Genomic DNA, 24,075 nt, shown 5'->3' on the forward strand with positions numbered 1-24,075 from the left:
GTCAGCCCATCGCCGGATGCCAGGCGTTCTCGACGCGCTGGCGCAGCACGCGCTCGAAGTGAGTGGGGTCATGGGCCTTCAGCACCGACGCATCGCGCGGCAGGTGCAGGTCCCACAGGCGGGAGATCCAGAAGCGCAAGGCCGCGGCGCGCAGCAGCGCCGGCATCAGCCGCCGCTCGCTGGAGCCGAGCGGCCGCACCGCGTCGTAGGCCTCGACGAAGGCGAGCGCGCGGTCTTCGGCCAGGCGGCCGGTGTCGAGGTCGATGCACCAGTCGTTCAGGCACACGGCGATGTCGAACAGCAGCGCATCGACGCCGGCGAAGTAGAAATCGAAGAAGCCGGTCAGCGCGTGGCCCTCGAACATCACGTTGTCGCGGAACAGGTCGGCGTGGATCGGCCCGCGCGGCAGCGCCGCATAGGCCGGCGACGCCGCCACCTGCTGCTGGAATGCGAGTTCGGCCTCGATCAGCGCGCGCTGCGCATCGGCCAGGAAGGGCAGCACCACCGGCACCGTCTCGGCCCACCAGGCGAGGCCGCGCAGGTTGGGCTGCTGGCGCGGAAAGTCGGCGCCGGCCAGGTGCATCTGCGCCAGTGCGGCGCCCACGCTGCGGCAGTGCAGCTCGTCGGGTGCGAGCTGGTGGCCGCCGCGCAGGCGGTCGACCACCGCGGCAGGCTTGCCGTCGATCTGGTGCAGGATCTCGCCCGCGGCGTCGGCCTGCGGCTCGGGCACCGCGACGCCGTGGCGCGCCAGGTGCTTCATCAGGTGCAGGTAGAACGGCAGCTGCTCGAAGCTCAGGCGCTCGAACACCGTCAGCACGTAGCGGCCCTGCGTGGTGTCGGCGAAGTAGTTGGTGTTCTCGATGCCGGCCGCGATGCCCTTCAGCGCGGTCAGCTCGCCGATCTGCAGGCGGGCCACCAGCGCGGCGGCGGTGTCGAACGAAACCTCGGTGAAGACAGCCATCGGCCCGCTCAGAAGGCAAGGACCTGCCAGACCCGCTGGCCGGCGACGCCGCGCGAGCCGTTGGGCGCCTGCGGCACGCCCTTGGCGGCGTTGTCCGGCAGGATCTCGTACTCGCCCTTCAGCGGGGCCTTGGTCTTGACGACGATGCGCTTGACCTCGCCGCGCACGCGCAACTCTTCGATGCGCGAACCTTCGTCCTCGTGCACCAGGTGGTCGACCTGCGGTTCGCCGGTGTCGAAGTTCTCGACCGGGGCCGGAATCGGCTTCGGCGCCGGCACGGGCTCCGCATGGAGGGCGGGGGCGATCGACGACAACAAGGCCAGGCAGGCCAGCACGGGCAGCAGCTTCATGGGGGCATTGTAGGCAGCGCTGCCGCGCACGCCCCGCGCCGGGGTCAACCACCACTGGCCCCGTCCCCAGCTCAGTCGGGCCGCACCCGCAGGAAGGTCGCGAAGCGCGGCAGGCCGCTCTCATGAAACCCGCGGTAACGGTAGGTCACGGTCGCACCGATCGGCGGCGGCTGGCGGCGCTCGGCATCCTTCAGCCCGCTGCCGAGCCGGAAGCGCCGGCCGTCGGGCATCTCGACCAGCAGCGCCCCGAGCTGGCCGGCGTACTTGCCTTCGCCCGGCAGGTGGCCGACGACGCGCGCCTCGGCGTCGTCCTGCGGCTTCAGCTTCAGCAGCGCATCGCTGCGGTCGCGCAGGTAGAGCGAATCGCCGCGGTGCAGCACCAGGCCCTCGCCGTTGACCGAGACGACACGGCGCATCAGCTTCAACAGCTCGGCTTCATCCGCGGCCCGGCCGTGCACCACCGCCTCGATCCACGTCGTGCCGACCGTCTTGACCAGGCGCTCGATCAGCGGCAGGCGGTGGTCGAAATCGCCCGGCTCGTCGGGCAGATCGAACACCATGAAGCGCATCTCGCGCCACGCGGCGTCGTCCGGCACCTCGGCGGCGACCGTCGATGCCGCTGCGGTGAAGCGGCCGCGGCCGGCCCACAGCTCGCCATCCATCGCGCGCTGCGGCCAGCCCGACGTGAACCAGGCCGGCACGCGGATCGGGTGGCCGTTGCGCGTCAGCAGGCGCTTGCCATCCCAGTAGCCGCGCACGCCGTCGTATTTCTCGCTGACCCAGTGCAGCGCGGGCTGGAAGGCGCCACGTGCATACGGCTGGGCCAGCATCATCGAAGGCTTGCCGTGGCCGATCGCCGCGGCCTGCACGGCAGTGGCCAGCGGCACGCCGGCATGGAGCGCAGCGACCAGCACGGTCAGCGCGATGGGTGGGAGCATGAGGAGCCTTTGCCGTTTACTGATTCTCGTGCTCAGGCAATTCGCCAGCCGAGTGCACCCAACCCCGGATGGTCGATCCCGGGGTCCCTGCGATCTCTCTCGCGCGCTCCATTCCGAACCCCGCACGCAGGGCCGCATCTTCGCGCTCGGCGATGTCTTGATCGGCACGCCACGCCGCGTAAGGCATGCAGCCGCCAGGTACTGTCGACGGGATGGCATCCCGTGCTTGCGCTTTTTCGTCTTGAATCTTGCCAGCAAGTTCCGAGCTGTCGCGGGTCGATGGTGTCGAGGTCGATGGCTCTTCAATGTCGTTGCGAGGCGATTGTTGTGGACTCTGTCTCGAGATCATGCGTGCCGGCTCCCATCAAGGGGTTGTTCGATGTCCATCGCGCCGCCGCCGCGGCGACAGGATGCCAGCCTGAGTAACCGGCCTCCATGCCGAGTTCCATCGCATGCGCCATCCGCCACAATGGCCGGATGACCGACACATCCACCACTGACGCCGGCACGCTGCTGCTGGTCGACGGCTCCAGCTACCTCTACCGCGCCTACCATGCGCTGCCCGACCTGCGCAGCGCCGAAGGCTTCCCGACCGGCGCGCTGCACGGCATGGTGGCCATGCTCAAGCGCGCCCTGATCGACGTGAAGGCCGGGCACGCGGCCTGCGTGTTCGATGCCAAGGGCAAGACCTTCCGCGACGACTGGTACCCCGAGTACAAGGCCCAGCGCGCGCCGATGCCCGAGCCGCTGGTGCAGCAGATCGAGCCGATCCACGAGGTGGTGAAGCTGCTCGGCTGGCCGGTGCTGATGGTGCCCGGCGTCGAGGCCGACGACGTGATCGGCACGCTGGCGCGGGTGGCGGCCGAGCGCGGCCACCGCGTCGTGATCTCCACCGGCGACAAGGACCTGGCGCAGCTCGTCAACGAGCGCGTGTCGCTGATCAACACGATGAGCAGCGAGAAGCTCGACGTGCCGGGCGTGATGGCGAAGTTCGGCGTGCCGCCGGAGCGCATCGTCGATTACCTGACGCTGATGGGCGACACCGTCGACAACGTGCCCGGCGTCGAGAAGGTCGGCCCGAAGACGGCCGCGAAATGGATCGCAGAGTACGGCTCGCTGCAAGGCGTGATGGACGCGGCCGCGAGCATCAAGGGCGTCGCCGGCGAGAACCTGCGCAAGGCGCTCGACTGGCTGCCGACGGGCCGCAAGCTGGTGACGGTGCGCGACGACTGCGAACTGGCCGAGCACCTGGCCGGTTGGCCGGCGCTCGACGGGCTGGCGCTGAAGCCGACCGACAACGCCGCGCTGCTCGACTTCTACGGCCGCTACGGTTTCAAGAGCTGGAAGCGCGAGCTGGAAACGGCGGTGGCGGCACCGCCGCCCGCGCCGGTCAAGGCAGTAAAGCCGCCCAAGCCGCCGGCCGACAGCGCCACGGGCGACCTGTTCGGCGACGGCGCACCGGACGAGCCCGCTGCCACGGCCACGGACGAGCCGCCCTCCGACGGCCGCTACGACACCATCACCAGCTTCGAGGCGCTCGACGCCTGGATCGCGCGCCTGAAGGCCGCGCCGCTCGCAGCGTTCGACACCGAGACCGATTCGCTCGACCCGATGCGCGCGCAGCTGGTCGGCGTCTCGTTCGCGGTGCAGCCGGGCGAGGCGGCCTACGTGCCGCTGCGCCACGACTACGCCGACGCACCGGCGCAGCTGCCGATCGACGAGGTACTGGCGCGCCTGAAGCCGTGGCTCGAAGACGCCGCCGCGCCGAAGCTCGGCCAGAACATCAAGTACGACCTCCACGTGCTGCAGAACGCCGGCATCCTCGCGCGCGGCTTCGTCCACGACACGCTGCTGCAGAGCTACGTGCTGGAGGCGCACCGCCCGCACAGCCTGGAAAGCCTGGCCGAGCGCCACCTGGGCCGCAAGGGGCTCAGCTACGAAGACCTGTGCGGCAAGGGCGCGCACCAGATCCCGTTCGCGCAGGTCGACGTGGCGCGCGCGGCGCGCTATTCCGGCGAGGACAGCGAGATGACGCTGCAGGTGCACCAGGCGCTGTGGCCGCAGATCCAGGCCGAGCCGGGGCTGCTGCGCGTCTACCAGCAGATCGAGATGCCGACGGCGATCGCGCTGCAGCAGATCGAGCGCAACGGCGTGCTGATCGATGCGCTGGTGCTGTCGGCGCAGAGCCAGCAGCTGGGCGAGCGCATGGTGGCGCTGGAGCAGGAGGCGCACGAGCTCGCCGGCCAGCCGTTCAACATGGGCTCGCCGAAGCAGATCGGCGAGATCCTGTTCACCAAGCTCGGGCTGCCGGTGATCAAGAAGACCGCGAGCGGCGCACCGAGCACCGACGAAGAGGTGCTGGACAAGCTGGCCGAGGACTACCCGCTGCCGGCCAAGCTGCTGGAGCACCGCAGCCTGGCGAAGCTGAAAGGCACCTACACCGACAAGCTGCCGCTGATGGTGAACCCCGAGACGCACCGCGTGCACACGAACTATGCGCAGGCGGTGGCGGTGACGGGGCGGCTCGCGAGCACCGACCCGAACCTGCAGAACATCCCGATCCGCACGCCCGAAGGCCGGCGCGTGCGCGAGGCCTTCATCGCGCCGCCGGGGCACGTGATCCTGAGCGCCGACTACTCGCAGATCGAGCTGCGCATCATGGCCGACATCAGCGGCGACGAAAGCCTGCTGAAGGCCTTCGCCGAGGGCATGGACGTGCACCGCGCGACCGCGGCCGAGGTGTTCGCGATCGAGCCGGCGGCGGTCACGAGCGAGCAGCGGCGCTACGCGAAGACGATCAACTTCGGGCTGATCTACGGCATGGGGGCGTTCGGGCTGGCGTCGAGCCTGGGCATCGAGCGCAGCGCGGCGACGAACTACATCGAGCGGTATTTCGCGCGCTACCCGAGCGTGAAGCGCTACATGGACGAGACGCGGGCGTCGGCCAAGGACAAGGGCTATGTCGAGACGCTGTTCGGCCGCCGCATCTACCTGCCCGAGATCAACGGCGGCAGCGGCCCGCGGCGCGCCGGTGCCGAGCGGCAGGCGATCAATGCGCCGATGCAGGGCACGGCGGCCGACCTGATCAAGCTCGCGATGGTGGCGGTGCAGAACGTGCTGCTGGCCGAGCAGCGCGCGACGAAGCTCGTGATGCAGGTGCACGACGAACTGGTGCTCGAGGTGCCGGAAGCCGAGCTCGAGTGGGTGAAGGCCGAGGTGCCGAGGCTGATGGCCGGCGTCGCGAAGCTGAAGGTGCCGCTGGTGGCGGAGGTGGGGATCGGGCGGAACTGGGACCAGGCGCATTGATGAAAAAGGGGCCGCAGGCATCACGCCCGCGGCCCCTTCCCTCTTCTGGCCAGCACCGGCCACCTCCGTGGCCGTTCCTCCCTGATCAGCCGAATCAGCCGAGTTCGGGCAGTCCCGTCAGGTAACCGACGGCCGCGCCGAACTTGTCCTTGTAGTTCGCCTTCACCACCGGGTCCAGGCCCGTCTTGAGCGCGGCCGGCATGCCGCCGACGAATTCGCCGGGGTGCTGGAAGTTGCTCATGATGTAGGTCCAGCCATTGATGTCGTCGACCGCGTGCAGGCCGGTCGATTCGCCGCCTGCCGGCACCGACAGCAGCCGCGACAGCTTCTTCGTGTCGACGTTGTAGGCCCACAGGAAGTTGTTCGCGTGCGTGCTGCTGTCCTCGCCGATGAACAGCGTGCGCATCTTCTCGGAGAACTTGATGTTGTCCGGGTTGCCGATCTTGTCCGGGTTCGACGTGTTGCCCAGGCGGTCGACCGCGATGTCCTCGCCGACCAGCAGCGCCTTGGTCTGCACCGGCACCCACTCGCTGTCGATCGCGGCGCCCGAGGTGTCCTTCTGGCCGCCGGCCAGCGTGTGCGCCAGGATGCCGCCGGCCACCAGCTTCTTGTCCAGGCTCACGCCCATCTCTTCGCGCCAGGCGGCGTCGCCCTTCACCATCGAGGCCTGGATGTTCTGCAGCGCCGAGTAGCCGATCTTGTCCTTCGCGTTGACGGTCGTGCCTTCCATCTTCGTGAAGACCATGCTCGCGCCGACCAGGTTGGCGTAGCGGTGCGTCTCCAGGAAGGCCGCGGCCTTCTCCATCCCCGGCACCAGCTTGACCCAGTTGGCCTTGCCGTCGCAGAAGATCTTGGTGTACGTGGCGTCCAGCGGATCGGTCTTGCTGACGGCCATGATGTCCTTGGCCTTCAGCGTATTGGCCAGAACCTCGATCTCGGCGCTGGTGGCATGGCCGAGCTTGACCCAGGTCAGCGCCGCGCCGGCGGCAGCCGGGTCGATCGAGAAGCCGGCGCCGACCTTGGCGACGTAGAGCGTGCCGGCCGACAGGTCTTTCGCCTTGTCGGCGACGAACATGAAGAAGCCGCCGTTCGTGTAGTCGTCACCCATGATCGCGGTGCGCTGGTCCGGCATCACCTGGATCAGCTCGTGCGAGATGCGGCCCAGGCAGAAGTGCTTCTTGATCGTGCCGGTGCCGTCGGGGTTGACCGTCACTTCCGGCAGGTGGCCGTAGTGGTACGGGTTGGCCTTGGTCTCGTCGCCGAAGGTGTTCTTGCTGTAGGCCTTGAACTGCGTGTTGGTGTCGATGAAGGCCGCATCCGGCTCGTACTCCTCGCTCGACAGGTGCGTGCCCCACGGCGACAGGCTGGCGCCGCAGGTGATCCACAGACCGTGTGCCGGCGAGGTGTCGACGTTGTGGTACTTCACCAGGCTCAGCTTGCCGGTGGCCTGGTCCTGGTCGAGCGTCAGCACCGCGATCGGCGAGGGCAGCGTGCCGTACGTGTCGGCGCCGGCCTGGTTGCGCGTCATGTACTCGAACTGCACGACGGCGAACACCGCCTTGCCCTTCAGGCCGGCGACGGTCGGGTTCGGCACGGTCAGCAGCGAGCTGCCGTCCGGCGAATCGGAAAAGAACTGGCGCTCCTTGCCGACCATCGAGGTATCCCGGATCGGCTGGCCGGCCATGTCGACGTAGCCGCCGGCGAGGATGGTGCTGCCCTTGCCGTCCGGCACCATTTCACCGGTGATGAAGAAGGGCTCGTACTTCAGCGCGAAGGTCTGGGTCGTGCCGTCGCTGTAGTTGGCGATCAGCTTGGAGCCGACGGACGTCGCTCCCATCGCGGCCAGTTCGGCAGCGGTGGGAGCGGCCACGTCGGCGGCAGCGGGCGCGGCCATCGCGGTGAACTCGACCGAGGTCACGGTGGCGGCCGGTGCGGCCGGCGCCGGACCATCGTCACCACCGCCGCAGGCGGCCAGCAGGCCGGCGAATGCGGTGGAACTCGTCATCGGCAGCAGCGGGGCCCCGGACAACAGCTTCAGGAGACGGCGACGCGCGTCGACGGTTGGGTGGCTCATCAGGCTTCCTTGGAGAGTGAGGGAGAAGGCACGTCACCGCGCGTGGCGGGTCGTGTCGAGGTGTGTCTTGGCGTGCGGCAGGTTAAGCAGGCACCATGAAAGCGGCGTGACAAGCGCATGACGGCACCATGACGCCTCGAAACACCTTGCGCGGCAGCCCGGCAGGCCCGTGGCGCGCTTGCGTTCATACTGTCGCCCGACCACCAAACCTCGGAGAAGCTTCGGCATGAGCAAGATCCACTTCATCGGCGGCGAAAAGGGCGGCGTCGGCAAGTCGCTGATGGCACGGGTGCTGGCCCAGTACCTGATCGACCGCCAGATGCCCTTCATCGGCTTCGACACCGACCGCTCGCACGGTGCGCTGATGCGCTTCTATGCCGGCTACGCGTCGCCGGTGCTGGTGGACCGCTACGAGGCGCTCGACGCGATCGTCGAGGCCGCGGTGGACCAGCCCGACCGCCGCGTGCTGGTCGACCTGGCCGCGCAGACACACGACCCGCTGGTGCGCTGGATGGACGAGTCGGGCGTGCTGAACCTGCTGGACGAGACGAACTCTCAGGTCCACTACTGGCACGTGATGGACGCCGGCAAGGACTCGGTCGACCTGCTGAAGAAGCTGCTCGACCGCTTCGGCCCGAGCTTCAAGTACGTGCTGGTGCGCAACCACATCCGCGGCAGCGACTTCTCGGTGCTGGAGCAATCGGGCGAGCAGGCCCGCGCGCTGTCGTTCGGCGCCAAGGTGGTGACGATGCGCAAGCTGCACGACACCGTGATCCAGAAGATCGACGCGGCGAGCATCAGCTTCTGGAATGCCCGCGAAGGCGACAACGACGCGACGCTGGGGTTGATGGACCGCCAGCGCCTGAAGATGTGGATGCGCGACGTCTACCGCGAAGTGGACGACGTGGAGGTGTGACGTAGCCCCCGGGGGCTACTTCGTGCCCTTGGTCGCCGCCTGGGCGATCTTGAAGAAGATGTCGGTGTTGTCCATCACGCCGCTGAACAGCGAGGCCCCGCGGCCGAGGGCCGACAGCGGGACGTCGGTGGCGGTGTGCACCGCCTGGTCGCCCGGCACCTGGCCGGTCACCAGGAAGCCCGCCCCCTGGTTGCGCACGCTCGGGTTCGCCGGGTAGCCGCTCTGCGGCGCCTGGCCGACGAAGGGCTGCTGCGAATCCTGCGTCGGCGTCGCGTTGGCGAGCCAGCTCTCGTAGCGGTCGGCGTTGGCGCCGTAGCCGATCAGCATCTTGTAGTCCACGTCGGTGCTCTGCGGGTAGCCGTCGGCGGCGATCGTGTACTTCGGGAACTTCGCGGCCTGGTAGACGCCGACCACCGGGTCGCGCAGCGTCGCGGCGCTCGGCGCGCTCGCGCCCTCGGCCGGCGCGGCGGCGGCGCGGATCGCGGCCACCGGCTTGGTCGACGCGCCGATGATCGCGGCGCCCGAGCACTCATGGTCGGCCGTCACGATGACCAGCGTGTCGGGGTGCTTCGCGGCGAAGTCYTTCGCCACCTGCACCGCGCGGTCGAACTCGATCACCTCCAACAGCCAGCGGTCGGTGTCCATCAGGTGCGCCTGCTTGTCGATCGACGCGCCCTCGATCAGCGCGACGAAGCCGTTCTTCTGGCGCGACAGCACCTGCAGCGCGGTCTCGGCCATCTCGTCGAGCATCGGCTGGTCGGGGAAGCCGTAGTCGTCGACGATGGTCGAGACGCCGCGGCGCTTGTTGATCTTGTCGAACGCGACGTTCATGTTCGAGTACGAGAACAGCCCGAGCAGCTTGTCGGCACCGGCCGCCGCAACCAGCCCGGCGCGGTCGGGCGCATAGGCGAAACCGGCGCCCTGGAAGTCGGCGATCAGGTCGCGCGCCGGGTCCTTCGCGCCCAGCGCCGCGCCCCAGCCGGCCACCAGGTCCGGCGGCAGCACGTAGTCGGACTTCGCGTCGCGCTGCGAGCCGTTGACGGCCTGGCCGTTGCGCGAGCCGTCGGCCTTCAGCGCATCGCCGTTCGGCAGGAACCACTTGCGCCCGCCACCCATCAGCACCGACAGGCCGGTCAGCCCGCGGTCGTCCAGGAACTGGTCGACGATGCCGGTGCCGTTGCCGCGGTTCGAGGTGTGCACCGCGTTGGCGGCCGGCGTCGCGTCGAACACGTCGGCCGTCGTCACGATGCCCAGTGCCTTGCCCTGGGTGCGGTGCAGGTACTCCGACAGGTACTCGACGCGCGGGTTGTCGAACGCGTCGGCGGTGTCGTCCGGGAACACGCCTTCCTGGTTGTTCGCAGCCTTGTTGCCGGTCACGTAGTTCGACATGCCGGGCGAAGAATCGGTGACGATCGCATCGAGCGACGAGGTCATCACCATGCCGGTGTTCGGGAAGGTGTCCATCGCGAGCGCCGCATGCGCCTTGCCCTGCGCATAGCCCTTGGCCATGATGCGCGCCGCGGTGCGGTGGGCCGCGCCCATGCCGTCGCCGAGCAGGATGATGATGTTCTTCGCCTTGCGGCCCGCGCCGGCCAGCGCAACCACTTCGAAGTTGCCGGTGGCGCTGACGCGCTGGCCGTCGCTCTGCGTCGCGTTGACGGTCAGCTTGTGGATGCCGGGCTTCGCGTTGGAGTAGGCGCGCTGCGAGACGACGGCGGCGTTGGTGCCGGCCGGCAGGCTCAAACCGGTCGTCACGACGCTGGTGACGGCCGAGGCCGGCTTCAGCACCACGCCGTCGACCGCGAACTCGAACGAGGCGAGCGTGGTGCCGGCGTCCAGCCGCACGGTGGCCTGCAGGTCGAAGCGCTGGCCGGGCAGGAAGCGCGCGATCACCGGCGGGTTCGGGTCGTTCGACGTGAACAGCTCGCTCGGCGGCACGAGGCGCGTGACGCTCGGCGCGGCCTGGGCGGAGGCAGCGGCGAGCAGGAGGGCGGCAACAGCAAGGCGGGTCATTTCGGGGACTCCAGGAGAACGGATGCGGATTCGGGGTCGAGCACGAGGCGCACGAACGAGCTGCGGCCGTCGGCCTCGCGCTGCGCGCCGACCTGCAGCGTGCCGGTGAGCGAGACGAGGCCCGGGCGGTACGAGATCGTCCGCGCAGCGAGCGGGCCGGCGAGGTGCAGGTAGAGCGTCGAGGCGGGCAGGTCGTCGGCGAAGCTCTCGTCCTCGTCGCCGAGCGAGACCGGCAGCGGGGTCAGCAACGCGATGCCCGGTGCGGCGGACGACGCCTCCTGGTGCGCAAGGTAGCCGGTGATGCGCACCGGCTGGCCGTCCAGCGACAGCAGGCGCGCGCTCGGCACGAGGCCGCGCGGACCGACCGGCAGCTGGAAGAACTCGCGGAACTTCAGATCGGCGGCCTGCGGCCCGGCCTCGGCCGCGACAGAACCCAGCAGCGTGGCCGCACACAGCAGCCACGCCTTCCAACAACGACGCATGGGTCTCCCTCCACGACTCCCCGAGCTGCCTGATGATCGCGGGGCGCCATGACAGGCGCGTGACGCCGGCTCAGTAGGTCACCAGCACGACCTCGTCGACGAAGGCGGTGTTGTCGCCCGTGGTGTTCTGGCCCGCGAAACGCAGCGTGTGCGCGCCGGCACCGAGCGCGATCGGCGGGGTCGTGAACGACTCGAACTGCGTCGATCCCGGGGTGAAGCTGCCCAGCAGGTTGCCGTCGAGCCAGACGCCGAGGGTCTGCACGCCGCCGAAGCTCCAACCCCGCCGCGCCGCCTTGAAACGCACCGCATACCGCCCCGCCGACAGGTCGGGCAGGCCCTGGCTCATCGCCCCGCCGCTTTGCACGAAGGCCGTCTGCAGGCCCTCCGGCGCGGCCACCGCGCCGAACGCGCCGCCGTTCTTCTGCAGGCCCGAGCCGCTGGTGCCGCTCTCCGGCGAGAAGGTCCAGCCCGCGTTCGCCGCGCCGTACTGCACGCCGTTGCCCGCCGCCACCGCCGGCGACTCGAAGCCCGGGTTCTGCGGCAGGTGGCCCACCCAGCAGCGCTTGGCCACCCCGAAGATCGGATCGCCGAAGGTCGCGTTGTCGCAGGCCACCGGGCCGCTGCGCGTCAGGAAGCGGTACGACGACTGCGCGCCATAGGCCACGGTCCGGGTGCGGTCGAAGCTGCAGCCCTGGCCTTCCAGCGCGCACGGCGTCCAGATGCCGATCGCCGGCGGCCGCTCGGTGTCGCTCAGCTCGCAGTGCTTCACGACGTTCGGCGCCGGGTCACCGAAGGTCGCGTTGTTGCAGGCCACGCTGCCGTTGAAGCTGCCGTAGACGAAGCTGCTGCCGCTGCCGTAGCGCACGCCGCGCACGCCCTCGAAGACGCACTGCCCGGCCTCGGCCGCGCAGCTCGCCCAGGCAGCACCCGTGCCTGCCGTGCGGAAGGTGCGCACACCCGGCTGGACGCCGCGGAAGTAGATGTAGCGGCTGTCCTGGTCGGCACTCGCGATGCCGGCTGCGCCGCTGAAGGCGCTGCCGTTCCACACCTCCACGCCGTCGATGCTGACGCGCCGGTCGATGCCGAAGCGCGGGATGCCGATCACGCCGACCGACCCGGTGTGCGAGCTGCTGTCCACCGTCATCGTGAAGCTGCCGTCGCTGCCGCGGTCCCAGCTGTTCCTGACGCGCTTGCTGCCGTCGAACGTCAGCTGGCCCTCGACGTGCGTGAGGTCGCCGGGGTGCGGGATCACGCCGTACTGCTGCCCCTTCACCGTCGTCGGGCTGATGCCCAGCGTGTAGAAGGTCAGCGCCGAGGTCGGCCCGGACGACCAGCCATGGGCGTGGCTGACGAACCACGGCGCATAGCCGCCGCTGCCGCCGTCCGCGCCGAAGCCCTCCCAGAAAGTGCCGGTGCCACGCGTCGGGTGGTTGAGCATGAAGCCCCACTGGCGACGCATCAGGGCCAGCGCATCGGCATCGCGCGAGGCCGCCGACATCGCCATCAGCTGCATCGAGCCGGCGAAACCGGAGATGTTGCCGCCCCACTCCGGCGTCAGCGCGCCCAGCGTGCCGAGGTTGGCGTTCAGGTAGCGGGCGACGGCCGCCGGCTTGTCGGCGCTGTCGGTCACCCCGTACCAGACCGCGAGCGAGTTGCCGTCCTGCGGCAGCAGCGTGCTGTCCGGGTTGTCGCGGTAGGCGCCGGCCGCGGCGTCCCACAGCGTGGCGTTGATGCGCGACTTCAGCGTCGCGGCCGCAGTCGCGTAAGCGGTGGCCGTCGCGCCCTCGCCCACCGCGGTTGCCAGCGTGGCGCCGGTGACGAGTGCGCGGTACAGCATTGCATTCGCCGCGATGTTCTCGCCGCCCTGCCCGCCCCGTGCCCAGTCGTTGGTGCCGGTCACGTGCAGCAGCCCGTGCGCGCCGTTCACCTTGGCCTGGATGAAGGCCATGCCCTGCTTGTAGCGCGGCCAGATCGAGCGCAGCCAGTCGGTGTCGCCGCTGTAGAGGTGGTAGGTCTCGGTGCCGATCAGCGTCCACAGGTGGTAGGTGTCGGAGCTGTACAGGTCGAAGGGCGGACCGGAGTACGGCAGCTCGCCGCTCGCCTTCTGGCTGTCGTACAGGCGCTGCAGCGCGTTCTTCACCGACAGCGTGTCGGCGGTCGACACATAGCCCACCGCGGCCGAGATGCCGAGGTCGCCCGACCACACCGTGCGGTCGCGCTTGGCGGCATCGGTCAGCACCGAGGTGCCGCCGCTGACCACGGCGGTGTTGTCCCAGCCCGTGGCGAGCAGCTTGCGGCCCTGGTCGGGCGCGATCGTGTTGGTCTGCACCGTGTAGGCGCCGGCATACCAGAGCTTGTTCAGCAGGTCGTCGTTGCTGTAGAAGTAGTTCGGGTAGGCGCTCGGGTCGCTCATCAACGGCGCCGGCGTGAAGCGCAGCCGGATGTTGGCGAGGTGCACCCAGCCGTCGGAGTTCATGAACAGCGTCAGGTAGCGGAAGCCGCCGCGCAGGCTCGCCGCCGGCATCGTGTAGGTCGTGCCGGTCGTGCTGTTGACGCTCGCGTAGATGGCGCCGTCGGTCGAGCTGCTCGCGCCCGCGTTCAGGCCGGCGTTGGAGCCGTCGCTGACGGGGCCGACGTACTCGCTCGACTCGGTGAAGGCGAGGCCGACCGATTCGGCGTTGCTGCCGGCGGCCGGGAAGTCCAGCGAGACGAAGCCGCCGACCTCCTTGCCGAAATCCAGCACCACGTAGCTGCCGCGGCCCGACATCATCGCGGTGTTGCCGGTCAGCAGGTTGTTGGGGTTCTGCACCGTGCCGACGGTCTTGAAGACCACGACCGGGGCCAGGGTGCGCGACGACGGGGACAGCATGTACTGGCTCCACGGTGTGGCGGCAGCCGCCGCGGCGGCCTTCTCCGGCCTGCCGGCCGATGCGGTCGCGGCGGATGGCGCCGAGACCGTGCCGCCGGCGTCGCCGCTGCCGCCGCAGGCGCCGAGCAAGGCGCCCGCTGCCGTCGTCCACGCGACGATGAAGAATCTCACTGCGTTGCGTCCCTGCATGGTCTTTGCCTCCTGGTGTGGGGCGGGACTCTACGGAGTGTGAAAGCGCCCATCAAACGACGAATGCTGATCGCCGGGATAAGAGACGCTTATGCGGGCGCCCGGCGCTGCGGGAGTTTGCAAGCGCTGTCAGGGCCGGCGCCCTGACGGAATCGCGGGAAGAACCTGAGTGATGGGACAACCGCCGGCCCGATCGGCCGGCGGCCGCCTCGGGGTTCACCATGAGCCTGCGTTTTCAGTTCACCGGCGTCAGCTTCGCGACCGACAAGGCCAGCCACTTCATGCCGTGCCGCCCGAAGTTGATCTGCGCCCGCGCATCGTCGCCGGCGCCTTCCAGCGTGACGATCACGCCCTCGCCGAACTTGTTGTGGAACACGCCCTGCCCGGTGCGCAGCCCGTGGCTGGACGTGGTCTTCGGCCCGCCCGGCTGCGCCACCGACTGCGGCCGCGGCTCGACCCGCCCGGCGCCGACGATCGAGTTCAGCCCCGAACCCCGGGCCCACGCCGCCTGGTACTCGCGCGCAAAGCCCGAGCCGAAGCCCTGGTTGCGCGGCGTGATCCACTTCAGCGCCGCCTCGGGCAGCTCGTCGAAGAAGCGGCTCTTGACGTTGTAGCGCGTCTGCCCGTGCAGCATGCGCGTCTGGCTGAAGCTCAGGTACAGCCGCTTGCGCGCCCGCGTGATCGCGACGTACATCAGGCGCCGCTCTTCCTCGAGCCCGTCGATGTCGGACACGCTGTTCTCGTGCGGGAACAGCCCCTCCTCCAGCCCGGTGATGAAGACCGCGTCGAACTCCAGCCCCTTGGCCGAGTGCACCGTCATCAGCTGCAGCGCGTCCTGCCCGGCCTGCGCCTGGTTGTCGCCGGCCTCCAGCGACGCATGCGTCAGGAAGGCCGCGAGCGGCGACATGATCTCGCCGGTCTCGGCATCGGGCGTCTGCTCGAGTGCCGCGATCGTCTCGGCGCCGCCATGCTCGTCCACCGGCAGCGCCACCGCGTTCTTGCCGAAGCCCTCCTGCGTGACGAAGGCCTCGGCCGCGTTGACCAGTTCGTCGAGGTTCTCGAGCCGGTCCTTGCCTTCCTTGTCGGTCTTGTAGAAGTCGACCAGGCCCGAGGCATGCAGCATGTGCTCGATGATCTCGCGCAGCGTCTGCCCGCGCGTCGCCTCGCGCATCGCGTCGACCAGCGCGGTGAAGGCCTGCAGGTTGCCGCCCGCCTTGCCGCTCAGCGCGCCGACGCTCTGGTACAGGCTGCGCCCGCTCTGGCGCGCCGCATCCTGCAGCTGCTCGATCGAGCGCGCGCCGATGCCGCGCGTCGGGAAGTTGACGACGCGCAGGAAGCTGGTGTCGTCGTTCGAGTTCTCGATCAGCCGCAGGTAGCTCAGCGCGTGCTTGACCTCGGCGCGCTCGAAGAAGCGCAGGCCCCCGTACACCTTGTACGGGATCGCGGCATTGAAGAGCGCGCTCTCGATGACCCGGCTCTGCGCGTTGCTGCGGTACAGGATCGCGATGTCGCGGCGCGCGATGCCGTCGCGGTGCAGCTGGCGCGCCTCGTCGACGAACCACTGCGCCTCGGCGAAATCGCTGGTGGCCTCGTAGACGCGCACCGGCTCGCCCGGGCCGGCCTCGGTGCGCAGGTTCTTGCCGAGCCGCCGCGAGTTGCGCGAGATCAGCTCGTTGGCCGCATCGAGGATGTTGCCGAACGAGCGGTAGTTGCGCTCCAGTTTGATCACCTGCTCGACGTGGAACTCGCGCTCGAAATCGGCCATGTTGCCGACCTGCGCGCCGCGGAACGCGTAGATGCTCTGGTCGTCGTCGCCGACCGCCAGCACCGCGGCGTGCGGGCCGGCGAACATCTTCAGCCAGGCGTACTGCAGCTTGTTGGTGTCCTGGAACTCGTCGACCAGGATGTGGCGGAAGCGCCGCTGGTAGTGCTCGCGCAGCGCGGCGTTGTCGCGCATCAGTTCGTAGGTGCGCAGCATCAGCTCGGCGAAATCGACCACGCCCTCGCGCTGGCACTGCGCCTCGTAGGCCTCGTACACGCGCACCAGCGTGCGCTCCTGCTCGTCGCGCTGCTCCACGTCCTTCGGGCGGCGCCCTTCTTCCTTGGCACCGGCGATGAACCAGGTGACCTGCTTCGGAACGAAGCGCTCCTCGTCGAGGTTCATCGCCTTGATGACCCGCTTGACGGCCGACAGCTGGTCGGCCGAGTCGAGGATCTGGAAGCCCTGCGGCAGCGCGGCGAGCTTCCAGTGCGCGCGCAGGAAGCGGTTGCACAGCCCGTGGAAGGTGCCGATCCACATGCCGYGCACCGGCACCGGCAGCATCGCGCCGAGCCGCGTCAGCATCTCCTTCGCGGCCTTGTTGGTGAAGGTCACCGCCATCACGCCGCCGGGCGTGAGCTGGCCGGTCTGGATCAGCCAGGCGATGCGCGTGGTCAGCACGCGCGTCTTGCCCGAGCCGGCCCCGGCCAGGATCAGCGCCGGGCGGGCCGGCAGCGTCACCGCGGCGAGCTGCTCGGGGTTCAGGTTGTCGAGGAGGCGGCCGTCGGCACCGGGGTCGCGCTGTGGAGAGAGGTGCTCGCTGGAGCCATCGTCATGCATCCGTCGATTGTAGGGATGGACGCTGCCGGCGCGCCTTCCTACGATGCAGCGATGGATTCGGGCTTCGCCACGCCACGCGGCACGCAGCGCCTGCCGTGGGTCGACACCGCGAAGGCGGTGGGCATCGTGCTGATGTTCTACGGGCACGTGGTGCAGAGCCGTGCCGGCGACAACGCGTCCGCCGTCGATCAGTTGCGGCTGATCTACGCCTTCCACATGCCGCTGTTCTTCGTGCTGGCCGGGCTGTTCTTCCACCCGGTGGCCGCGCTGCTGCCGCGCCTGCGCACGCTGGCCCGGCTGCGCCTGGTGCCGGTGCTGTTCTTCGGGCTGCTGCTGCTGCCGCTGTGGTCGCTCAGCGCGGTGAAGCACCACTTCGCGTGGTGGTACTACGCGCAGCCGCTGGGCGCCGCCTACCTGCGCGGCATGCCGGAGCTGAACTGGGTGACCTGGTTCCTCGTCTGCATGTTCGTCTGCGAGGCGATGGCGCTGGTGGTGCTGCCGCGGCTACGGCATGTGGCGGCGCGGCTGGCGTTCGCCGCCGCCTGCATCGCCGGCGGCGTGTTCCTGTGCAACCACGGCGACGCGCTGGGCGGCTGGGTCGCACAGGTCAGCCGCATCTGGTTCGTGCGCGAGGCGATCGTCGCGCTCGGCTTCTACACGATCGGGCAGGTGCTGCGGCCCTTCCTGCAGCAGCTCGCCACGCACCGCGGCATGGTCTTGCTGGTGACGCTCGCCTGCACCAGTGCGCTGCTCGCGACCTACCGGCTGAACCACCCGCACGATGCGCAGGCGGTGATGATGGCGGCGGCGCAGCATGGCGACGCGCTCGGCTTCGCGTTCAGCGCGCTGGCCGGCACGCTGGCGGTGACCGGCCTCGCGATGCTGCTGCCGGCCACGCGGGTGGCGGCCTGGATCGGCCGCAACAGCCTGCCGCTGATGGGCCTGAACGGCGTGTTCTTCCACTTCTTCAACCCGAAGCTGGCCGAGGCCATCGCGCTGGCTGACACGCTGCCGGCCGTCACGGCGTATGCAGCGGCGATCAGCGCGGTGTCGCTGCTCGCGTGCGTGCCCCTGGTCGCGCTGCTGAACCGGTTCGCGCCGCAGTTCATCGGCAAGGCACGCCATCCGACAGCCGGGCAGCCAGAAACAGGGCCGGCCGAGGGGGCAAGCCCCGCCGCGTAGAATTCGTCACCGGGCCCAAATTTTGGCGCCCGGTTTTTCGTTTCGGCGCCCTCGCATTGCTTCGAGGCCTTCTGCCGGGCGGCCGGGTTCCAAGTCAAGCGCTCTTCCCCACCCTTTGGAGCCTGACCATGGAAATCTTCGACTACGACAACGTCCTGCTGCTGCCGCGCAAGTGCCGCGTGGAGAGCCGCGCCGAATGCGACGCCTCGACCGAGCTCGGCGGCCGCAGCTTCAAGCTGCCGGTGGTGCCGGCCAACATGAAGACGGTGGTCGACGAGCCGATCACGCAGTGGCTGGCCGCCAACGGCTACTTCTACGTGATGCACCGCTTCGACCTGGACAACGTCGCGTACGCGAAGCGCATGCGCGAGCGCGGCCTGTTCGTCTCGATCAGCTCGGGCGTGAAGGCCGACGACTACGCCGTGATCGACCGCCTCGCGGCCGAGGGCGTCGGCGCCGACTACATCACGATCGACATCGCGCACGGCCACGCCGAGAGCGTGCGCAAGATGATCGATCACATCCGCCAGCGCCTGCCGAAGACCTTCATCATCGCCGGCAACGTCGGCACGCCCGAGGCGGTGATCGACCTGGAGAACTGGGGCGCCGACGCGACCAAGGTCGGCATCGGCCCGGGCAAGGTCTGCATCACGCGGCTGAAGACCGGCTTCGGCACCGGCGGCTGGCAGCTGAGCGCGCTGAAGTGGTGTGCCCGTGTCGCGACCAAGCCGATCATTGCCGACGGCGGCATCCGCGACCACGGCGACATCGCGAAGAGCGTGCGCTTCGGCGCCGCGATGGTGATGATCGGCTCGCTGTTCGCCGGCCATGAGGAATCGCCCGGCAAGACGGTCGAGGCCGACGGCAAGGTCTTCAAGGAGTACTACGGCTCGGCCAGCGACTTCAACAAGGGCGAGTACAAGCACGTCGAGGGCAAGCGCATCCTCGAGCCGGTGAAGGGCAAGCTGGCCGACACGCTGCGCGAGATGCGCGAGGACGTGCAGAGCTCGATCAGCTACGCCGGCGGCACGCGGCTGGCCGACATCCGCAAGGTGAACTACGTGATCCTGGGTGGGGACAACGCGGGAGAACACCTTTTGATGTAGCGGCATCGCCGGCGTGTGTCAGGGCCGACACGCGGCGACACCCGCCCCCACGAAGACGCAACCTGCGCGCAACACGGTTTCGCTTGAATCGACCGGTGCGGCAGCGCCGCGCCCGCACCTGCGGGCGGACGCCGCCGTCCCCTCGATCCAAAGGAAAACCTGTGAAGCTGAGATTGTTCGCGCCCCTGCTCGCGGCCGTGGCGGCCGCGCCCCTCCTGTTGACCGGCTGCGGCGGCAGCAGCGACGACGGCCCGGGCTACGTCCGCCTCGTCAATGCCACCTCCACCTACGCGTCGCTGGACCTGTACGACAACGACACGAAGGCCAACGCGGCGGTGGCGACCAACACCGTCGGCGACTACACGACGATCGGCTCGGGCTCCTACACCTTCTACCTGAAGCCCGCCGGCTCGAGCACCGCGGTGGCATCCGCCGTGCAATCGGTCAGCGACGGCGTGCACAACACGCTGGTCGCCTACAACACGTCGGGCAGCCTGCGCACCCGCTACCTGAGCGACAACGAGGCGGCACCGACCTCGGGCACCGCGAAGTTCCGCGTCTTCAACACCTCGTACGAGGCCGGCAATGTCGACGTGTACGTCACCGCGCCGACCGACACGCTGACCAACGCCACCCCGAACGCGCCGACCATCGGCGGGGAACGCTTCTCGACCTACGGCGAGATCACCGCCGGCACCTACCGGATCCGCGTCACCGCCGCCGGCGACGAGACCGACGTGCGGCTCGACATCCCGTCGGTCACGCTGACCGACCAGCAGATCCTGACGCTCGTGCTGACCTCCACGCCGGGCGGCGTGCTGGTCAACGGCCTGCTGATCAACCAGCAGGGCACCCTGCAGGCGCAGGTGAACGGCTTTGCGCGCGTGCGGCTGGTGGCCGGCGCGTCGGCCTCGGGCACGGTGGCGGCCACCGTCAACGGCATCAATCTGTCCAGCGGCACCGTCTCCACCGGCAAGCCGCCGGCGATCGGCAGCTACCTGCAGGTGCCGGCCGGCGCACTCGCGACCAGCGTGTCGATCAACGGCACCGACGTGAGCCCGAGCGGCCTGACCGCCGCGCCCGGCGCCGACCTGACGCTGCTGGTGCTGGGCAGCGCCGCGGCCCCGCAGGTCGCGCTGATCAGCGACGACAACAGCCCGGCGCTGACCAGCGGCTATGTGAAGCTGCGGCTGATCAACGGCGTGAACGGCCTGAACTCGGCGCTGACGCTGCAGGCCAACAACGGCGTGCTGGCCAAGAGCTCGAACATCGCGTTCGGCACCGCGGGGGATCCGACCCAGGTGATCAACAGCACCACCGCGAGCCCGACGCCGCTGGAGGTCGACTCGGCCACCTCGTCGAGCGCGCTGTACACCGGCAACGTGGCGCTGCTGACACCGGGGGTCTACACGCTGTTCATGCTGGGGGATGCGGCAGCGCCCTCGGCGGTGCTGCGGCTGGACCGCTGAAGCGGACTGCTGGAGATCAGGCCGCCCCGTCGTGCGGCGGCGGGGCGGCGGTCTTGAGCGTCAAGGCGATGCCGAACGCCCCGTCCGCCGCACGCGCCAGGCTCAGCGTGCCGCCGAGCTGGCGCGCGATCTGCGAGACGATCGCCAGGCCCAGGCCGCAGTGCCCGAGCGAGCTGCGCTGGCGGTCCAGCCGCACGAAGGGCTGCAGCGCCTGGCCGAATTCGGCGTCGCTCAGGCCCGGGCCGTGGTCGTACACCGCGATCGTCACGCCGCCCTCGCAGCGGCACAGGTCGACGATCACCGGCCGCTGGCCGTACGCGAGCGCGTTGTCGATCAGGTTGCTGAGCAGCCGCTGCACCGCGATGTCGGGCAGCTGTTCGTCGACGCCGTCGCCGCGCAGCGTGACGCCGGGATCGGCGTACATCGCGACCACCGCGCGCCCGGTGTCCCACAGCGGCTGCAGGCGGCCGAGCTGGATGTCGGCGCCGCCCTGCACATAGGCGAGGAACTGGTCGACGATGCGCTGCACCGAACCGAGGTCCAGCAGCAACGCATCGCCCACCGGCTCGTCGCACTGCGTCTCGATGCGCAGGCGCAGCCGCGCGAGCGGCGTGCGCAGGTCGTGCGACACGCCGGCCAGCAGCTGGCCGCGCGTGCGGTCGGCCTCGTCGAGGCTGCGCGCCAGCGAATTGAAGGCGCGCGCGATCTGCTGCAGCTCGTCGCTCGCGCCGGCCGGCAGCTCGATCGCGCGCAGCGCGCCGCGCCGCGTCGCGATCTCGTGCGCCAGCCGCTTCAGCGGCAGCGCGATCACCCGGAAGCCGATCCACAGGCTCAGCGCCGCGGTGCCGAACAGCAGGGCCAGCACCGCCAGCAAGGTGATCGTCGGCGCATTGCGCGGCGACGCATGGCGGTGCACGAAGTTCCAGCGCTCGCCCTCGATGTCGGCCTCGATGCGCAGCACCAGCCCGTTGCGGTCGCTGATGTCGAGCACCGCGTCATGGCCGAGCGAGCGGGTGACGATGTCCTGCAGCCCGCTCGGCAGCTCGATCGACGGCTGGCGCAGCGGACCGACGATGTCCGGCCCGCCATCGGGCGCGCCGCTGCGGCCGACCCAGAACGGGCCGTACGACAACTCCACCGCGACGCGATCGCGCTCGTCGGGCGGCGTCGTCAGCAGGTTCTGCTGCGCCTGGTGCGCCTCGCCGACCACCGCGACCAGCATGCCCTCGCTGAACGGCTCGAACAGCAGCGTGCGCAACAGCAGCAGCTGCGCGATCAGCGACGCGACGCTGATCAGCCCCACCAGCCAGGTGACGCGGCCGGCCAGCGAGCGGGGCAGCCAGTGCATCAGCGCGAGGTTTCAGGCACGAACATGTAGCCGTGGCCGCGCACCGTCTGGATGAAGCGCGGGGTGCCGGGATCGGATTCGACGAGCTTGCGCAGGCGCATCACGGTGACGTCGATCGCGCGCAGCAGCAGCGATTCGCTGCGCGAGTGGGACACCGCCAGCAGCCGCTCGCGCGACACCGCGACCCCCGGGTTCGCCACCAGCTCGGCCAGCACCGAGAACTCGACGGTGCTCAGCACGCGCGTGGCACCGTTGCGGAACAGGCAGCGGGCGCTCACGTCGAAGACGCTGCCGCCGAACTTGACCGGCGCCTGGTTCATCTGCGACAGGCCCGGCGGCACGATCGCGCGGCGCAGCACCGCGTGCACACGCGCGAGCAGCTCGCGCGCCGAGAACGGCTTGCCGAGGAAATCGTCGGCGCCCATCTCGAGGCCGAGCACGCGGTCGATCTCCTCGCTGCGCGCGGTCAGGATGATGATCGGCACGCGGTCCCCTTCGGAGCGCAGCTTCTGGCAGGCCTGCAGCCCGCTCATGCCGGGCAGGCTCACGTCGAGCACCACCAGGTCGGGGCGCAGCCGGTGGATGCGGCGCAGCAGATCCTCGGCGGTGGCCATGCCGGTGACGACCAGGCCCTGCTTCTCCAGGTAGTCGCACAGCATCGTGCGCAGCGGGTTGTCGTCCTCGACGACGTAGAGGTGGTACGGCTTGGTCATGGGCAGGAAGCTTAGTGAGCCCGCGTTGCGCGCTTGCTTCTGGCAGATGTCTCTGCATGTCCGATCATGTCAGACCGAACCGAGCGACATGTCAATCCGCCCACATGCCCCGGCGATCGCCGGGCTCGGCACCGGCGGCGAGCCGCTTCGACCAGCGTGCGGCGCGTTCCTTCGCAGCGGAACCGGCGACCGCGCAGCTGCCGTCCTGCAGGTAGGCCACGGCCGCGGCTGTCAGCGATTCCGCCGGGTCGCCGAGCGCGCCGCTGAAGGTGTCGGTCCCGGCGCAGGTGGCGGCGATGCCGTTCCAGAACCCGCCCTCCCCGAGCGCGTTGGTGGCCTCGAAGTTGACGGCGCTGTAGGTGTTGTCGCAGGACGCGCGCGGCTGGAAGCCGACCGGCTTGCCGCAGCTCGTGCCGCCGATCGTCACCACCTCGGCATAGGGCTTCAGCCCGTTCACGACCAGCTCGCTGGCCGAGCAGGTGCGCGCGCCGGTCAGCACCACCACCCGCGGGAAGGCCGCCGCGCCCGGCACCGAGCCGAGCAGGTAGGCGCCGTTCGAGTTCGGGTGCCGCGCATTGAACGTGAGCCGCGCGAACACCTGGTCGCGCCGGGCGGAGCCGGTCACCAGCGTGGCGAGCAGCGCGGCCGTCGAGACGCGGCCGCCGCCGTTGTAGCGCAGGTCCAGGATCAGCTCGGTCGCGCCGGCCGCGCGGAACTGCGCCAGCGCATCGATCAGCGGATCCTCGGCCTGCGTGAGGAAATCCTTCAGCACCAGGTAGCCGGCCTTCGTGCCGTTCGCGAGCGTCAGCAGCCGCGTCACCGGCACCGGCGTCAGCGCATAGGTGCCGGCGGTCACCGTGACGGTCTTCAGCCCGCCCGGCGCATCGATCACGAGGGTCAGCACGTCGCCGGCCTGCGCCGGCGTCAGCGCCGAGAAATCATCGGCCGCCACCAGCTCGGCGGCACTGCGGCCGTTGACCGAGCTGATCACGTCGCCACGCACCAGCCCGGCGGTGGCGGCGGGCGACAGCGGCTCGATGTAACGCACCTTCAGCGGCAACTGCAGCTCCAGCCCGTTGACCGAGACGCCGTAGCCGAGCGTGCGGCCGTCGCCATAGAACTGGTTGTACGACGCGCTGCTCTCGATGTAGCTCCAGCGATCGGCCGGCACCGGCGCGGCGCCGGTGAACAACAAGGCGTCGAAGTAGTCCGGCACGCTCGCGTACGGGCCGGGATCGGGGCTCGGCGAGCTGCCGCTCCAGTAGTACCAGTCGGCCATGTAGCCGCGGAGCCAGGATTTCTGGGTCGCGAGATCGCAGCTGGGGGCGCCGCCGTTCAGCGGCAGGCCGTCGTCGTTGCCGCCGCAGCCGGCGAGCACGGTCAGCAGGGCCAGGCTGGTGGAGGCGAACAGCTTCGTGGGCAGGGGTCGCATGGTGGCTCTCCCGGTGGCCGCGTCAGTGCGGGGATCCCCGCCACCATAGCAGCAGGTGCCCCCCGCCTACAATTCCGCCTTCCCCCTGCCCGCAGCCTGCGCCACCCCGGTGGCCGCCGCCGATCCGA

General features: G+C 69.8%; 16 protein-coding genes. 5 read left to right on the top strand and 11 right to left on the bottom strand.

The features are described 5' to 3' along the window. Position 1: 1 nt before the first annotated feature. The 3 genes from AC1D1T_RS03475 to AC1D1T_RS03485 form a co-directional block, all read right to left on the bottom strand. Positions 2-961, bottom strand: coding sequence for a homoserine kinase (locus AC1D1T_RS03475; RefSeq protein WP_477991411.1), 960 nt, complete (start codon positions 959-961; stop codon positions 2-4). Between the two features lie 8 nt (positions 962-969). Further along, a complete protein-coding gene (locus AC1D1T_RS03480; protein ID WP_156155042.1) occupies positions 970-1,311 on the bottom strand; it encodes a hypothetical protein in 342 nt (113 codons plus the stop codon). A gap of 71 nt (positions 1,312-1,382) precedes the next feature. Continuing rightward, complete coding sequence (locus tag AC1D1T_RS03485; protein WP_465113685.1) at positions 1,383-2,249, bottom strand: DNA ligase; 867 nt, start codon at positions 2,247-2,249, stop codon at positions 1,383-1,385. A gap of 477 nt (positions 2,250-2,726) precedes the next feature. Between AC1D1T_RS03485 and polA the strand changes: the two genes are divergently transcribed. Further along, a complete protein-coding gene (gene polA, locus AC1D1T_RS03490; protein ID WP_477838703.1) occupies positions 2,727-5,555 on the top strand; it encodes a DNA polymerase I in 2,829 nt (942 codons plus the stop codon). 94 nt (positions 5,556-5,649) lie between these two features. Here the strand turns inward: polA and AC1D1T_RS03495 are convergent, their stop codons facing one another. Continuing rightward, entirely contained in the window at positions 5,650-7,629 is a 1,980-nt protein-coding gene (locus AC1D1T_RS03495; protein WP_477824805.1) for a PhoX family protein, read from the bottom strand. A gap of 226 nt (positions 7,630-7,855) precedes the next feature. Here AC1D1T_RS03495 and AC1D1T_RS03500 point away from each other — a divergent pair, with 226 nt between their 5' ends. Next, a complete protein-coding gene (locus tag AC1D1T_RS03500; RefSeq protein ID WP_047509600.1) occupies positions 7,856-8,545 on the top strand; it encodes a P-loop NTPase family protein in 690 nt (229 codons plus the stop codon). Positions 8,546-8,560: 15 nt separating this feature from the next. Here AC1D1T_RS03500 and AC1D1T_RS03505 read toward each other — a convergent pair whose 3' ends face one another. The 4 genes from AC1D1T_RS03505 to AC1D1T_RS03520 form a co-directional block, all read right to left on the bottom strand. Beyond that, entirely contained in the window at positions 8,561-10,558 is a 1,998-nt protein-coding gene (locus tag AC1D1T_RS03505; protein WP_477824806.1) for an alkaline phosphatase, read from the bottom strand. Further along, positions 10,555-11,040 carry a hypothetical protein gene (locus AC1D1T_RS03510; protein WP_465113689.1) on the bottom strand — a complete coding sequence of 162 codons (486 nt, stop codon included), beginning with the start codon at positions 11,038-11,040 and terminating at the stop codon, positions 10,555-10,557. The genes AC1D1T_RS03505 and AC1D1T_RS03510 overlap by 4 nt, the downstream gene beginning before the upstream one ends. Positions 11,041-11,110: 70 nt before the next feature. After that, the gene (locus AC1D1T_RS03515; RefSeq protein WP_477838709.1) at positions 11,111-14,098 is read right to left on the bottom strand and encodes an alpha-L-rhamnosidase-related protein; all 2,988 of its coding nucleotides are present in this window, start codon (positions 14,096-14,098) and stop codon (positions 11,111-11,113) included. Positions 14,099-14,333: 235 nt separating this feature from the next. After that, on the bottom strand, positions 14,334-16,697 hold the full coding sequence (locus AC1D1T_RS03520; RefSeq protein WP_477991414.1) for a UvrD-helicase domain-containing protein: 2,364 nt from the start codon (positions 16,695-16,697) through the stop codon (positions 14,334-14,336). A gap of 51 nt (positions 16,698-16,748) precedes the next feature. On the opposite strand from AC1D1T_RS03520, the gene AC1D1T_RS03525 reads away from it, so the two are divergent. The 3 genes from AC1D1T_RS03525 to AC1D1T_RS03535 all read left to right on the top strand — a co-directional run bounded on the left by AC1D1T_RS03525 (position 16,749) and on the right by AC1D1T_RS03535 (position 20,454). Beyond that, positions 16,749-17,879 carry an acyltransferase family protein gene (locus tag AC1D1T_RS03525; RefSeq protein ID WP_477824809.1) on the top strand — a complete coding sequence of 377 codons (1,131 nt, stop codon included), beginning with the start codon at positions 16,749-16,751 and terminating at the stop codon, positions 17,877-17,879. Between the two features lie 128 nt (positions 17,880-18,007). Beyond that, the gene (locus AC1D1T_RS03530) at positions 18,008-18,985 is read left to right on the top strand and encodes a GMP reductase (RefSeq protein ID WP_465113693.1); all 978 of its coding nucleotides are present in this window, start codon (positions 18,008-18,010) and stop codon (positions 18,983-18,985) included. Positions 18,986-19,146: 161 nt separating this feature from the next. Continuing rightward, positions 19,147-20,454, top strand: coding sequence for a DUF4397 domain-containing protein (locus tag AC1D1T_RS03535; protein WP_465113694.1), 1,308 nt, complete (start codon positions 19,147-19,149; stop codon positions 20,452-20,454). A 16-nt stretch (positions 20,455-20,470) separates the two neighbouring features. On the opposite strand, the gene AC1D1T_RS03540 is transcribed toward AC1D1T_RS03535, so the two are convergent. From AC1D1T_RS03540 to AC1D1T_RS03550, 3 genes are all read right to left on the bottom strand, one after another. Then, positions 20,471-21,802: a sensor histidine kinase gene (locus AC1D1T_RS03540; RefSeq protein ID WP_465113695.1), complete on the bottom strand. Its 1,332-nt coding sequence runs from the start codon at positions 21,800-21,802 to the stop codon at positions 20,471-20,473. Beyond that, a complete protein-coding gene (locus tag AC1D1T_RS03545; protein ID WP_047592312.1) occupies positions 21,802-22,515 on the bottom strand; it encodes a response regulator in 714 nt (237 codons plus the stop codon). The genes AC1D1T_RS03540 and AC1D1T_RS03545 overlap by 1 nt, the downstream gene beginning before the upstream one ends. 91 nt (positions 22,516-22,606) lie before the next feature. Further along, positions 22,607-23,947, bottom strand: a complete 1,341-nt coding sequence (locus tag AC1D1T_RS03550) for a S41 family peptidase (protein ID WP_477824811.1) — start codon at positions 23,945-23,947, stop codon at positions 22,607-22,609. Positions 23,948-24,075: the final 128 nt, after the last annotated feature.

This window comes from Rhizobacter sp. P2_H3 (assembly GCF_056403355.1).